Here is a 15503-nt window from a genome sequence, read left to right as displayed (position 1 = left end):
TATAAATTGGTTTTTATTTATTTTAATTTGATCCGTACAGCTTTTCCGATATAGGATACTGCTGTTGATTTTTTTGATGGTACATCCAGTCCGACTACGTTCATGTCGCTGATAAAAATGATATTGAACTTTCTTTTGGTCAACATGCCCTCGAAATCTCCCTGACGATCAGCCAAAGACAGTACGTGCGTCGAATTGTCATAACTGAAATCAATGCGACTGTATTTCCCTTTTTCATAATTATAGTTGCTTCCTTCGTCTTCATAGAGTGAAAATTGACCGTTCGCTCCTGCATAGACGTAAAGATCCAGCACATCCGGTTTTTTCTCCGTCGTATATTGCAGTACAGGTCCAATAGGTAATATAGCTCCGGCCCGGACATAGACTGGAATACGTTCATAGGGTGCCGCAACGAGCAGATCCTGCCCACCTGCTATCATCTTGCCGCTGTATAGATCATACCAGCTGTCTCCTTTCGGGAAGTGTATCTTGCGTGAGGTTGCTCCTTTTTCTGTGACTGGATTGATGAGTAAAGATGGGCCCCAAAGATATTGGTCATTGCTGTCGAATCCATCTTTGTCTTGCGGGAAATCCATGGCAAGTCCACGTATCATCGAATAGTCTTCGAAAAAAGTCTTTGCCGCCAGACTGTAATTGTAGGCGAGTAATTTATACCTTAGGTTGATCGCATAGGTCATGCTTTTATAGGCTGGATGATCCGCAGGAGCAATATGGTATGGCTCGCGATACGGATATTGTCCATGCGCCCTGAACAAGGGCAAGAATGCGCCATATTGATACCATCGGCTATTGAGCTCGCGCCATTCTTCCAAATCAGTAGTATTCGGTTTGTGAAATCTGTTTTCGACCAAAAAGCCACCAGCATCCATTGTCCAATACGGTGTGCCCGACATCGAGAAATTGATTCCCCCGGCGATCTGGTCTTTCATATCATGCCATCTGGAGGCAATATCACCGCTCCATGCTGCCGCAGCATAGCGTTGTTGTCCGGCAAAAAAGGATCGTGTCAAGATAAAAACCCGTTTATTGGGATCTGTCGCCCGCTGACCCTCATAGATACCTTTTGCATTTTGTAAAGGGAACGCATTATAATAGCGGACAGAGGAACCTATGTTCGGCTGAAAAACCGATTTGCGCTCGTCCAAATCAATATTGGAGTGAATATCTGGCTCACTGGCATCCATCCACCAGGCATCGATCCCGATTTTGAAAAGATTGTTGTCCAACAATTTCCAAAACCCATCGCGTGCTTCTTTGTTGAAAGGATCATAAAAGGTGGAGGTATAACCTTTTCCGATCCAATCTTTTCTGCCATCGTAGATATTGCGTGGATAGATCCATTTATTGGCCTTAAATTCTTGGTATACGGAAGACTCTTCATTGATTTTGGGCCAGGCCGAAATCATGATTTTAAAGTGTTGGTCATGTAATTTTTTGACCATTGCCCCAGGGTCTGGGAAGCGCTTCAGATCAAACTTTTGGCTCCCCCAGTCATTTTCAGCCCAGTAAGACCAATCCTGCACAATATTGTCGATTGGAATCTTACGTTTGCGAAATTCAGCTGCAACCTCTTCGATTTCCGCCTGCGTCTTGTAGCGTTCTCTGCTCTGCCAAAATCCAAAGCTCCAAAGCGGCATAATCGGTGCCTTGCCGGACAAGTGGCGATACCCAGCAATAACCTCATCCATTGATTCACCCTGCACAAAGTAATAGTCAATAGCATCTCCGGCTTCCGAATTAAAGGAAAATAAGTTTTTACGCGCTTCTGGGATGGGGCTTTGCCAGTTTAAGGTAAAATAAGATTCACCCCCATCTGGTATCCATTCCATCCGGATCCGGTAAGTTTTATCTTTCTGCATGTCCCTTTCTATTTCAAAGGTACCAGCATTCCAGGATTGCCGCCAGCGGTCGGCAACGAGCTCACCGTCTATCCAGACTTTCATATAACCCGAATATTTAAAATGCAGTACATGCTTGCCCGTATAAGGCGAAGCAAGGCTCCCCTCATAAATGACCTTACTGTCGGCCAACTTTATCCCCGTTGGAAACTTGTGCTGATCCGTTAGATAGCCATAATCGATGATCGATTCCGGTCGGGTTAGGAATACTTCGTCGGCCTTGTTCCGATTTACATAGGTCGCCGTGAGCCAACCTGGTTCACCTTCTTTTGACAGCAGCTTGAAGGCATTTAAGGGCAGCAACGGCCTGACGTCACCTGCCTTAGTAATGGAGTAATTGTGCCATAAGATACCGTAGTTGTTGGTTGATAGCAAAAAAGGGATCCCGATTTCCGTATTGTACTGCAGCAAAGAAACTTGCTTCCCGCGGTTATAGTTCATGATGGCATTCTGATGTTGACCAAGTCCATAAATCCCCTCTTCGGAATTGACAATAAAGTCTTGGTTAATGTGATAAAATGCATCACCTTGATAACTATTGGCTAAGAAAGAACTTGAATTCCGTTTTGCTTCTTTAAAGATGGATTGTCCCTTCAGATCAAAAAACGCTACTTTGCCACTCACCAAAGAAACGATTGCCTGCATATTGGCTGTTTTTAAATTTACGGTGGAGTCGCTTGAGCTGACAGCCAGTGATTTCACTTGACGACGAAGTGAATCAATGATCACCAGGCTCGTTTGTTTTGGAAAGGCAGCACCGGCCGGAACAGCTGTGATACGCATGATTTTGTCCGTCACCACATCTAAATAGACATCTTGATCAATGGAAGTTTCCGAATTTTTGAAGCTGACTTTAACACCAGTTGGAGTTTTTTCATAATGAGCTTTGTTGGTCTGCCCGAGTCCATGTTGTAGCATGGCGAAGAGCATCAAACCACTTAAAGCATACGTTAAGTTGCGCATTTAAATAAGATTATTGGTTACTATATTTCCCTTGGTTATTACGCGTCCTTTCCTACCGAAAGAACAAATCAAATATAGCGTGCAACCGGTTGTATAAAGGTGATGATTTGTTAACTTTTGGGGGCTATTTTGTTAACATACAAAATATAATACAGAACCTAAATAGTATTTAAGCGCCAGTTTTACAGCTGTTTGCGGTAGAATGAGGGCAAATTGCCAAAAGCAGATTTAAAATATTTGCTGAATTGTTTGGGATTTCCGAATCCTACAGTATACGCAATTTCGGCCATTGATAATTTTGAGTTCTGAACCAGATGCATAGCACGTTTAAGCCGGATATGACGGATGTATTCCATCGGCGAATAACCCGTAATGGCAAGCACCTTTTTGTAAAGCCCTACGCGGGTGATGTTCATTCCTTTGGCCAGCAGTTCGACAGAAAGCGACGAGTCACTGAGGTCCTTTTCAATTTCCTTTACCAGCGTACGGATAAACTGTTCATCGGCAGACTCAATATCGGGTTGGGTCAGTTGGACGTCAATCTGTTTTTTATAACGTTTTACCAAGCTCTGCTGCTGATTGAGTATCTGCGCCAATTTAGAACGCAGCAGACTGATATTAAAAGGCTTGTTGATGTAATCTGTAGCACCGGCCTGCAAGGCTTCCAGTTCAATTTTCTGATTGACTACCGCCGTTACAATCAGCACAGGGATATGGACCAGCTTAGCCTGGACTTTTATATAGCGGCAAAAATCCAACCCACTCTCCCCGGGCAGGCTGAGATCGGTGATGACGAGATCAACTTGTTGCTTGCTTAAAATCAATTTCGCCTCATTGACACCTTTTGCAGAGTGGATTACGTAGATTGACCTTAGGGTCCGCTCCAGGTAATGGAGGAAGTCAATATCATCTTCGACCAATAAAATAGCGGGTTTATCCTGCTTGTTGCTTTCGACGGGATCAGTGCTCGTTGCGACCTTATTTAAAGGTAGTTGAACATAAAATGTCGTCCATTGCACATTGCTGCTCAGCCTGATATTTCCACCCAAAAATTCTACATAGTCTTTTACAATAGAAAGCCCGATACCCGTACCCTGATTTAGTTTTCCATTTGGCACAGCCAGTTGCATGTAACGTTCAAAAACGCGGGATTGTAAGTTTTCAGGAATCGCTGCACCTTGATTTTGAACTTCAATAAGCAGTACCTTTCCTACTTCTTGTTCAGTTACTTCGGCATTGAATACCACAATACCGGATACTGGGCTAAACTTGATCGCATTTGACATCAAATTGAAAATAATGCTTTCCAGTTTGTTTTTGTCAAACCAGGATGGATATATGTCTTGGGCAATATTGACCTGTAGGGAGATCTGATTGCTTTGGGCCATTCCGGCAAAGGCATCGAGTTGTTCGCGGATAAATCCCATGAGGTCTCCATACTCCTCATTCAGTTCCAGTTCACTTTTCTCCAATTTTCTAAAGTCCAGCAGCTGATTGACCAATTTAAGCAGGCGGTCGGCATTCTTCTTGATTAAGTTTAGGTCAGCTTTTTTTTCTGGATGCTGTTCTTCATCCAACAACTGCTGTGCTGGGGTTAGGATCAAGCTGATCGGAGTCCTGAACTCATGACTTATATTGGTAAAGAAACGTGTTTTTAAAGCATCCAGCTCCTTTGCCTGTGTTGCCTGTTCCTGGGCGAGGTAAAGTTGATTGCGCGTCTTGACACGTAGTTTTGTCAAATAAAAATAAGCCCATAGGACGGCTAGTAGCAAACAGGCATAAAAAAGAAAGGCCCAGGTAGAACGCCAAAAAGGCGGCTGTATATCGATTGTCAAAAGTAGTACACCATCCGACCAGCTATTCGAATCGATAGCGTGCCGAATATACAAGCTGTAGCTGCGGGTGTCCAGATTGGTAAAACTGGCCCGCATAGTTCCCGGTTCAAAATCAAACCATTCATCACTTAGACCAGCAAGCTGATATTGGTAGAGTCCATTATGCTGTTGCAGATAATCAAAGGTGGAGAGCTCCAGGGAGATGGCATTTAGATTGTATGGAAGGCTTAATTCATTGAGATTATTCAGGGCTTGATCATAGATGACCCGACCTGCAAACTCCTCACCTACTGCTACCCGCTTGTTGAATAAATAGAGATTGGATAACACTGGCAATATCAGCTCACTTTTGTCACTGATTTTTGTAGGATCAATGAAGTTAAATCCTTTTGGCCCGCCAAAAATAAGCCTTCCATCCCGCATTTTTAAAGCAGCGTTCTCATTAAAAACATTCCCCTGTAGGCCCAGTTCCTGTGTAAAGTTGCGGATAATAAATTTTTGTGCCTGCCCCTTACCGACGATCTCCGACAGGCCTTTATTGGTTGAGGCCCAAATATTACCTTGATTATCGACCAGCAAAGCTAGGATTGCATCATCACTGAGTCCATCCGCCTGTGTCAGGTAGCTGATTTTTTTATCATCTATCACATGCAGACCCTCTTGTGTTGCTACCCAAATACGGCCATTTTTGTCTTCCTTTATATCATAAATCAAATCGTTCATGAGTTTTAGGCGCGAACTTCCCGTACTGATATAGCTGATCTTATCATCAGGCCCCAGCAATGCCAAGCCTGTAGCTGTGCCGATCCAGAGCCGTTTTTTTGAATCCTCAAATAAGACAGAGATATAATTGCTGTTGATAGGTTCCCCCTGCCGGGTGTATGTTTTCGAAAAGCGCGACGTTTTTTTATCAAACAGGTAAAGACCCGTGCTCAGTGTTCCTACCCAAAAACGATGCTGACTATCCTCATAGATCTCCCATACACTGTCGTCATTTAGCTCTCCAGGAGCCGAATCACGATGGAAAACCTGAAAATCTTTGCCATTGAAACGGCACATACCACCTCGATAAGTCCCTATCCAGAGCGTATTGTCTGCATCCAGGAATAAGGAAACGATCACATTGCTACTCAGGCTCTTCGGGTTGCCCGGATCATGAAGATATTGAGTAAAAGTCTTCTGTCTAATATCGTAATAGAGCAATCCGCCTCCATTTGTTCCGATCCAGAGATTACCTTTGCGATCCTCTACAAACTTATTGACATCATCAAAAGGGAGCGATTTGGGGAGGCCGGGATAGCTCTTGATTAAGGAGAATAACAATAAGTTGGGATGATAATAACTGATGCCGCCTTTGTACGTCCCAGCCCAGATAATACCTGATTTATCCCGATATAAGGACGTTATACTATTGTAAGGTAGGCTTCGTAAATCATATTTGTCATTCCCAACGATTTCGATACTGGTGGTTTTCTTATTGTAGATGTTGATCCCTCCATGATCGGTGCCCAGCCAAAGCTGTCCCCGGTCGTCTTGCACGATATTACCCACAAAAGGATTGGAAAGTTCCTTTTGTAAATGATGAATTTGTCCGTCTTTTGGATCAAGCCAGTAAACCCCGATCGGAATATCTTTTGAGAATATCCAAATGGCGCCATCGCGATCGGTAAACAGATTATAATTAATCAGCTTATTTGGGATTGGTAGCCTGCTGGTCTTAATACTTTGCAGTGACTTGGTATCGATATTGGCGATTAGGCCGTTTTCGTAGATTACCCAGATGGTCTGGCCGCTGCCGGAAATTACATCGGTGATTTTGCTGTCCTTGGTCAACTGCGGCACCTTGCGATACGTTTTCTTTAGGTAATCGTACAAGATCAGGGACCGATCGCTATACAAAAGTGCAAAGCTATGCTCATCCAGGGGCCTGATAGCATAGACATCCATGACAGGCAGCTTTAGGGCAGCCAGCAAGGAATCTATTTGTTGAACGATGATACCTGCGCGTTGATCATATACATTCATGCGATTTGCGGTACGAATCCATACATTTCCTTCGGGTCCTTCAAAGAGTCCCGAAATGACATTGCCACTCAGTCCGGTACCTTTACTGGCAGAATAACGAAAATTTGTGAATTGTACCCCGTCAAACCGGCTCAGGCCAGATTCGGTACCAAACCAAAGGTAATTGTACTTATCGCGGAGTGCACAATTGACGTGATTATGAACCAAGCCTTGGTCAGAAGTTAAGGTTTTAAAAGCGTAGTTGTTGACCTGGCCCCAAGCCGAAGATTGCCCTAACAAAAGGAGAAAAAAGAGGTGGAGATACGCGTATAAAAAAGACTTAAGCTGCTGCATTGGTTATGATCTCCCCAATGATACAAAAATTGAGCAAATCCAGCAAGTCCCAATACGCTTTTTAATGCGAACACAATGCACCTTTATTTAAGGTAGCTTATAAAGAATGATATACGGCAGATAACAATTTAAGAGCTCCATCGTGTAAAGACAAGCTTGTTGACTATATGTTGACAAGCTATGCATCATACAATAGAAATTGCATCATAAATAGATTTATGATGCAATTATTCTGCGCTAACGCTAAAGCAGTATTTTGTGTTCCATCAGATATGCCAATGCTTCGGTGACTGCCTGTTCGCTGCTTTTGGGGTTAAACCCCAGTTCAGTTCTTGCCTTAGAAATATCGAAATCCTGTTGAAGGCCTGAGAACATTGCAATATCTTTTGTCGTGATTATGGGTGGTTTCCCTTTTAACTTCGCTGACAACTGCATCAGTCCCGCAATCCCATAGAGCACAAACTTGGGCACAGAAGCTGGAATACGTAGGTTAAGTGTAGGATATAGTTTTTGTGCTATTTTGGTTGTATCAGTGATGCGCATACACTTTTCATTTGCGAGTATGTACCGCTCCCCTGATTTTCCTTTCGTGGCGGCGAGATAACAGCCTTCGGCGACGTCTTTGACATCCACCCAATTGAGTGCAATATTGGTGTCGACGGGAATCTGTTTGGTTAATATCAATCTTAGGATATCATAGGAAACATTCAGGGGAAGAGCAGCTTCGCCGCCGATCATGGCACCGGGCATCACAGAGATCAATTCGACACCCCATTCCTTCGCCAATTTAAGCGCTAGCGTTTCTCCGTCATTCTTCGAATTGTAATAGGCATCCCTGCGATCTGGATTGTAACCGTTCGATTCTTTGGTGGGTGTGTACGTATAGTTCAGCGCGGCTATGGAACTTACATAGACGATTTTTTTGACACCTGCTTCAGCAGCGGCTTCAATGGTATTTCGTGTCCCCTGCATATTCACCTCGTAGATCTCTTTTTGTGGATCTTTTGCCCACAATTTAAAAGCGGCACCCACAGCATAGAAGGTTTCGACGCCTTGTAATGCTTTTTTAAATGCAGCTTTATCCCTGATGTCTGCCTGGACGACTTCGCAATTCAGCCCTTTTAGACTGTCGCTGCGGCTGATATTCCGCACCGATGCGCGTACCTGAAAGCCTTTTTCGATCAATAATCTGACAAGGTTATTACCTAAATGTCCGTTCGCACCGGACACCAGTACCAAATTTTTAGTTGACATGTGTGTAGATTTTAAATGTTATGGCAAAGTTCTGCCCTGGCGATTTAAAACCACTTCACAAATGTTACCTAATGATCCGTTTACGGATGCGGCTCAAACTTTTGGGGTTCATGCCCAGAAAAGAAGCAATATACTGCATCGGGACGTTGTGGAGCAATTCCGGCTGCTCGGCCATCAGTTTCAGATAACGTTTTTCAGCTGTAAGCGTTGCCAATTCCTTTGCTCGTTTCTCATTGTAGGATAGCGACTGTTGAAACACATAAATACTGAAATCTTTAAATGCAGGTGATTGTTCAATGAAAAGATCAAGATTCCTTTTGCCGATTCGCAGTAGTTCACAGTCTGTGATGCATTCCAAATTTTCATCCGATCGGGTTTGATTGTTGAAGTTGACAAACGAAGTGATAAATCCCGGTGGGCAGTTGATATGCGTTGTTACCTCATCACCCTTATCGTTATAATGAAACAAGCGGACAAAGCCCGATACAACAAAATACAGATAAGCTGGCACCTGCCCCTCCTCCTCGATGATATGGTTTTTAGGAAACTTTACCGGTTCCAGATAATGTTGGCACAAATCCTTTTCCAGACTTGAAAGCGTGACCTGTTGTGTAATTAGTTCAATAAACTTTGTGTGCATCTCCTACCGATTATTTTCTTTTGCAATATAGGGAATAAATCCATGTACCATAGTGCTCTTTTTCTGGAATAGAACCGATCAAGAAATACAATCTCATTCAGATAAACCACAAATCAAAGCGGATACCTATCCAGCTTCGATTTGTGGTTACGGCGACCTGTAATGGTCAGCAGCAAACGCTATCTTAAAACAGAAAGCTGTATTTCAATACCGACTGTAGTCCACGTAACGGAATGGTTTGTCGATTTTCCAGGTTCGCAGTCAAGCTGTAACTGGTGTATAATTTTTTATTGAGGATATTATTGATGTTAAGTTCCAGACTATGTTTGCTTTTAAGTGGTTTGTAACGGATGGATGCATCCAGAAAGCCATTGGCAATTGGATCAAGGGCACTGCTTTGATAACTACCGTAGCTCCAGGTTCCTTTCACAAATAAGTAGGTGCCGACAACATACAGCATACCGAGGCTATGGGTATTTGAGGTATAGCGGTTGGAATTTTGTTCCTGCTCGCCGCTAAGCTTATTCAAAAAAGTGCTATAGCTATACTGATAGGTCAATGTCGTATGGGAGATTCCCTTATATTCAAGCCGCGGACTTAAGGTCATCGTAGTGCCGGTGGCTGCCGCAAATTGACCATTCAAAAGTTGATTGTATTTATTTTGATTTGCAGTTGCATTGAACCCCAAATAAATTCCCTCTTTCAATAAGGATTTGGACATACCCAGTGTCAGACTATTGGTCGTTGTCCGATTATCATAGGGCAGCAATTTGCTGATGATCCCCTGCTGTGTTACATCCTGACCGATTAGATAATCATTTTGTGTCTGTAAATGCGAAGCTGTTACATTCATGTAAAATAAGCTGATTGGCCGTTCGATGTTATAGCGTAGTATATAAGCTTGACTCGAAGTGAAATACAAGGGTGCAGCAAAACTTTTTATTTCCCTAAAATTACTTAGGATTGGATTCGGGTAAAGCTGATCGAGGTCTGAATTTTCTTGATTAAAACGGAGTGATAACAGGAAGTAATCCCTATTGGGCAGGTAAGCCTGCAGGGAGGCAGATGGTGTAAACAACAGTTTCGTTGTTTTTGTCGCGGATCCTACCAGACGATCAGCAATATCCCATCCATTCCAGGTCAGAGGAAGAGCTCCGGATAAGATAAAATTCTTATTTTTCCAGTCCAGCTTTACACCAGCAGACATTTGCTGTTGTTTCCAGCGTAAATTGTTGTCGGGAAACCTTTCGTTATCAAATACAGATCCATCTTTGACCAGGTTTAATGCCGAATTCAGTTCTTTATCGAGATAATTCAAACGGGCAAAATATGTCCGTTTTAAGCGCGTATTGTTACGTGTATAGGCGACCTGAATATTTCCGCTGGTCTGCGGCAGAGAAACGGCTTGCCGAACCTCATCGTAGGGCTGATTTTCATTTAAATAATTCGCCATCACACCGGGTGATACTTCCAGCCGGTCTGTATGCCATTTGCGCTCCAGATCCAGATTAAAGGTGATCAGGTCCTTGTTTTTTAACTTGGGCGTATACTCCATGGATTCGGCAATAAAATTCAGCCGATCCCGACCCCATTGATCATAGCGTGCCCCATCATCCAGTAACCAGGTATGATGGTTTTGGTTTTCGGCTTTAAAATCAATTGTATTTTTTAAATAATAGCGATTATCGTTACCTTCCAATGTAAAGCTACCGCGCCCATAAAACGGTTTTTTTGTGGTATTATAATAATTATTGTAGGTAACCTCACGACCATCGGCCAACAGATATCTTTGCGTACCATCGCTCATGAGTCGCTCCCTGTCGGCCCATAGATTGCCATTGACGCTGGAACTCCATTGTTCGGAGGATTTATAAAACTGATTCGTATTAAAGGCTACGGACCGGTTGTTGTAATACTTATTTGTCGGTACAGCGGGAGTTGCTGCTGCAATCGGTTCAGTCAGGTTGAATGAGCCAATGGATTCCACATCATTGTTTATGCGTTCACCTATGGAATTATATTGCAGCGTATTTAAAGTTTTATACTTCTTTTTGAAGCTCATCGTATTTCCATTGACGAAGCCATCGAACGGTGCGGCAATACCAATTGTAGCTTCCCCGGACCAGATCATTTTAGCATCTTCGTTCAGAACGAGATTTAATGCGACATCTTCGGAGTTGCTTACCCCCTGTTTGACTTTTTTATGTTCATGATTTTGGACCAGCTCCACGTCTTTTACCGCTTTGGGCTGTATCGTTCTGGTGCCTACGCCATAGCCATTCTGAAAGATATTGTCCCCATCAACATACATGCGGCTGACGGTCTTGCCATTGTGTTTGATGACACCATTGTCGTCCACCTCAATGCCAGGCATGCGACGCAGCACATCGCCGATATTTCTGTCTTCTGCCGAGACAAAGTTATTGACCGCATAACGCGTGGTATCACCTGCGCGGCGTACGGCCAACGGTCTGCTCCTGACTGTGACATCTGCCAGTTGAATAGATTTTTTGACCAGCTCAAAGTCCACTTTCTGGTTCTGGTCTTTATATTCCTTCCGAACTTTCTCATAAGAGATATGACTCACCTCGATCCATTGGACCTTGGACATTTCTTCTTTCGTCAGATGAAATGCATACTGACCTGTACTATTGCTCCTGACTGTATGGAGGCTACTATTGGCATAGCCGATCACGATGGTCGCATAAGCTATTGGTTGCTTGTCGCTGCTGATAGTACCTTCGATTTTCTCCTGTGCAAAAACAAGTGTGGACAGTACGGACAGGTATAGACTGCAAAAGATATCTTTCATTGGGATCCTTAATTGATGGTACGTTCAACCGGGTTATTCAGCTGAAACTTTTGTTTATCTTTTCCGGCTTGCTTCATCAGCGCTTCCGCCTGTTCACGCGTGATCTCCCTTCCGTCCTGCGTCTTGAAACTTACTGTTGCATCAGGCGGTAACTGAGCCATCATTGCACCCAGCTTGTCTGCTTTACTGTTTTCAAGTGCTTTGCGGTATTTCTCATAGGGAAGTTCGGGTAATTTGTCGATCTCCATCAGGGGCATCTTGTCTGTGACCTTATCGAGTCCGGCATAACGAAAGCGAACTTCATTGGTCACATCGCTTGCTTCAAGAATGGCGCCGGGCAGGCCATGCAGCTTCCAGGGACCGACAGGAAAAGGGATTTCTTCGGTAAACCAGGCTTCATAGGTACGGCCACCAAATTGTCCGATAGCTTTTGTGCAGGCATAACCTCCGATATCTCGCTTTTCTTCGGTGATGGCCCAATCTATTTTGTAATTTTTATTGGGGCACACCTTATACAACTGGCCCAGCATGGTTACAAGGCAGGGACGCTCTCCAGTTCCGAAAGGTGTATAGAGATTGACCAATGCATCCGACTGGTCGGCAGCATCCATACTGATATGGAGCGAGCCCTGCTCCTGATTCTTTTCCATCGGTGCCATCGAATAGAAGGAGCTCCCCTTACCAATGTATAAATACATGGAACGTGTAATCAGGTCTTCTTTTTTTGTAGTGTCAGCAATATGTTCAAAATCATATTTAATAAACATATCCACCTGATTGTCCTGGGCAAATAACTTCTGTGCGAAGAGAAAAAGACCGATAGTAACGGTCAGTAAAAACTTTGTTGTGTTCATTTTTAGTATTTTTATCTTATCAATGCATCAAAAGTAATATGGCTTAACAGCCCCCTTTATAATCGCTTTGTTAAATACTGTTAACCAGGCGCAGGATTGTTAATTACTGTTAAGTAATGTTATGAACTGTTAGCAAATCCCCGTTTTTCGCAGATTTTAGCTAGCATTGTAGTTGAGAATTTTATGATGACCACACACAGGAAAACACGCATTATCATTGCCTTGCTCATTGCCAGTACCATAGCTGTTATTGTGATGCAGCTATTTTGGCTATCCAATGCCTTTCGTATCAATCAGCAAAAGGAGAAGATTATCATTCAGGGGGCAGTCAAAGATGCGATAGATGTCGTTCGCCTCAAAACATATTTCGGTATTGACAGCTCTCTTTCTAAAGAGCAGTCCTCGATTCTGCGTGCCATGGGTGGCATACTCGATCAGGTATCTAATAATGAGCTGAAAGGTGTTGAGATCCGGCGGCAGATCACAAAGGATTCCACAGCAAAGAAAAACTGTGATACCTGTGCGGCCGGCCCGAAGAAAACCGCACATGAATTTCGGATGGATATCGCCGAACGTGACAAGGATATGGAGAAGAAGCTTGTTGATTCGGTCTTAGCGGCCACCAACGGGGGCAAGCGACCCAAGAAAGTTAAAGTCAGTACAAGTTTTGTCAAAGACAGTTTCGTTCAGATCCCTTCGCGCAGCGTCCACAAGGCGGAGTTGCCATCTGCTGATACAGGCTGCTTAAAAAAACAGGTTCAGCCGACAAAGCTTTCATCAGCGGCGCAATCGAACGGTTCTGCAGTTAAGGTTTACGCCGATGATACCGAATCCACACAAAGTAACATGGATACATTAGCCATTGGTCGGCTGTTGGATTCGCTGATCAAGACCAATTTTGAAGATCTGCAGTTGAAAAATCAATTTAAAGTTGCCTTTTCTGCTCTTGCAGATAGCACAAAACAGCGCTTGGATTCCACTAGCCACTACCTTTTGGTGCGGAGTACCATCAGCCCTGTGTATAATGCCGAAATTACTGTAAAACCCGATGTACTGACGAGTTTACAAAGTATGAAATGGCTTTTCTTCGTTTCGTTGCTTATTTTGGGCATGCTTTTTTATACGGCGCTAGCACTCATTAACTCATTCAATCGTGAGAAGCAAATGACCGAGATCAAGAATGATTTTATCTCCAATATGACGCACGAATTCAAAACACCGATCGCCACCGCGAGCCTGGCTGTGGAGCTGATGAGCAAATTTGGGATAAAGGACAACCCTGAAAAACTCGATGAATACCTCAATATCTGTGGCGCTGAACTCAAACGTGTATCCAGCATGATTGAAACCGTACTTCGGCTGGCGCAGGATGATCCTTATATTTTGGAAAAAGAGCCCACAGATCTCAGTCAGATCCTGCATGATTTTCAGCGCCAGACAAAGTCTAAACTGGATGAAGTGAAAGGAACGTTGACACTCACAATTGCCGACGATTTTCCGAATGTCGTGGTGGATAAGACTCACTTGGAAAACATTCTCTATAATTTGCTCGACAATAGCCTAAAATATAGTCATCAGGCGCCCGATATCCAGCTCCGTGTTAGCCTGGAAAAACAGTATTTCAGCCTGTCCTTTCGCGATAATGGGATCGGCATTCCCAAGGACTATGTTGACCGTATATTTGATCAGTTCTTTCGAGTGCCCATGGGCAATGTTCACGCAACAAAAGGCTTTGGTCTGGGCTTATCGTATGTTAAAAAAATCGTGGAGCTACACGGGGGGACAATCCGAGTGGAGAGCTGCCTGGACATGGGGACCACATTTATCCTTCACATCCCTCTTAAATCTTAATCCGTCCGTTATCATCGTATGAACAAAATTAAAGTATTATTGGCCGAAGACGAGCCCATGATGGGTAAGTTGATCAAGGAAGCCTTAGAGCTTCGTGATTTTGAGGTAATCTGGGCTGTTGATGGTCTCAAGGCCTTTTCATCCTTCTGTGTAGTGCGACCTGACATCTGTATATTTGATGTGATGATGCCCTACAAGGATGGATTTACCTTGGCGCAGGAAGTACGTGGGCTAGCTAGCGAAGTTCCAATTATATTTCTGACAGCAAAGTCAACGATTCAGGATCTGGCCACGGGTTTTGAGGTCGGTGCCAACGATTATATCAAAAAGCCATTCAGCATGGAAGAATTGATTATTCGTATGCATGCCCTTCTCAATAGGCGTTCCGCCCTAAAGCACACTGAGGGCAGCGCGGCTGAAGAATATGCTATTGGCAAATACTATTTTAGTTTCAAAAATCTGCATCTTACCATTGGGAGTAAGCAGCAGCAGCTGTCTTACAGGGAGGCCCAATTGTTGAAGCTGCTCGTTGATCATCAGGATGCCGTACTCGACCGTAAGGTGGCGCTGGACTATGTATGGGGGGATGATAGTTATTTTAATAGCCGGAGCATGGATGTCTTTATCAGCAAACTGCGCAAATTTTTGGAAGCGGATCCCAGCATTAAGATTGTCAATATCCGCGGCAAGGGATTTAAGCTGGTTGTTGGTTAAATAATATGCAGTGACTAAGCCTGTTCCCTAAGGAGAACAGGCTTCATGTAACAACTAATGGGGAGTTATTTTGCGTTTTTCTTAGCTGTAACGTCGTTACGTATCTCTTGTGAAAGCGCTTTTGTTTCTTGAAGCGCGTTGCGCAAACGTGTACCTGCAGCTTTGTTATTCTTGTTGAAGAATGCTTCTGCATCTTTCTCCGCTCCTTCGATCAGAGCTTTCAGTTGATTAAACTTATCCATTTTATAATAATTTATTGAATTAAACTTGTTGCATTTTAGCAAGAATGATGCCTATATTCAA

9 protein-coding genes are annotated in these 15503 nt (G+C 43.6%); 2 read left to right on the top strand and 7 right to left on the bottom strand.

Translation table 11 applies throughout. The features are described from left to right. Positions 1–17 precede the first annotated feature (17 nt). The 6 genes from HMAT_RS05690 to HMAT_RS05665 form a co-directional block, all read right to left on the bottom strand. A complete protein-coding gene (locus HMAT_RS05690) occupies positions 18–2882 on the bottom strand; it encodes a TIM-barrel domain-containing protein (RefSeq protein WP_199768553.1) in 2865 nt (954 codons plus the stop codon). A gap of 182 nt (positions 2883–3064) precedes the next feature. Beyond that, the gene (locus HMAT_RS05685) at positions 3065–7075 is read right to left on the bottom strand and encodes a two-component regulator propeller domain-containing protein (RefSeq protein ID WP_104381806.1); all 4011 of its coding nucleotides are present in this window, start codon (positions 7073–7075) and stop codon (positions 3065–3067) included. 243 nt (positions 7076–7318) lie between these two features. Continuing rightward, entirely contained in the window at positions 7319–8329 is a 1011-nt protein-coding gene (locus HMAT_RS05680) for an NAD-dependent epimerase/dehydratase family protein (RefSeq protein ID WP_104381805.1), read from the bottom strand. Positions 8330–8393: 64 nt separating this feature from the next. Beyond that, positions 8394–8969, bottom strand: a complete 576-nt coding sequence (locus tag HMAT_RS05675; RefSeq protein ID WP_104381804.1) for a Crp/Fnr family transcriptional regulator — start codon at positions 8967–8969, stop codon at positions 8394–8396. Between the two features lie 184 nt (positions 8970–9153). Beyond that, the gene (locus tag HMAT_RS05670) at positions 9154–11781 is read right to left on the bottom strand and encodes a TonB-dependent receptor (protein ID WP_104381803.1); all 2628 of its coding nucleotides are present in this window, start codon (positions 11779–11781) and stop codon (positions 9154–9156) included. Positions 11782–11789: 8 nt separating this feature from the next. Beyond that, positions 11790–12635: a GLPGLI family protein gene (locus HMAT_RS05665; RefSeq protein ID WP_104381802.1), complete on the bottom strand. Its 846-nt coding sequence runs from the start codon at positions 12633–12635 to the stop codon at positions 11790–11792. 183 nt (positions 12636–12818) lie between these two features. Here HMAT_RS05665 and HMAT_RS05660 point away from each other — a divergent pair, with 183 nt between their 5' ends. Both HMAT_RS05660 and HMAT_RS05655 read left to right on the top strand, forming a co-directional pair. Further along, entirely contained in the window at positions 12819–14486 is a 1668-nt protein-coding gene (locus HMAT_RS05660; protein ID WP_104381801.1) for a sensor histidine kinase KdpD, read from the top strand. Positions 14487–14504: 18 nt separating this feature from the next. Next, on the top strand, positions 14505–15200 hold the full coding sequence (locus HMAT_RS05655; RefSeq protein ID WP_104381800.1) for a response regulator transcription factor: 696 nt from the start codon (positions 14505–14507) through the stop codon (positions 15198–15200). Between the two features lie 65 nt (positions 15201–15265). Here HMAT_RS05655 and HMAT_RS05650 read toward each other — a convergent pair whose 3' ends face one another. Beyond that, positions 15266–15442, bottom strand: a complete 177-nt coding sequence (locus HMAT_RS05650) for a histone H1 (protein WP_104381799.1) — start codon at positions 15440–15442, stop codon at positions 15266–15268. Between the last annotated feature and the right edge of the window lie 61 nt (positions 15443–15503).

This window comes from Sphingobacterium sp. HMA12 (assembly GCF_002933815.1).
In the GTDB taxonomy this organism is placed as follows: domain Bacteria; phylum Bacteroidota; class Bacteroidia; order Sphingobacteriales; family Sphingobacteriaceae; genus Sphingobacterium.
This window is presented reverse-complemented; position numbering and strand designations above follow the sequence as displayed.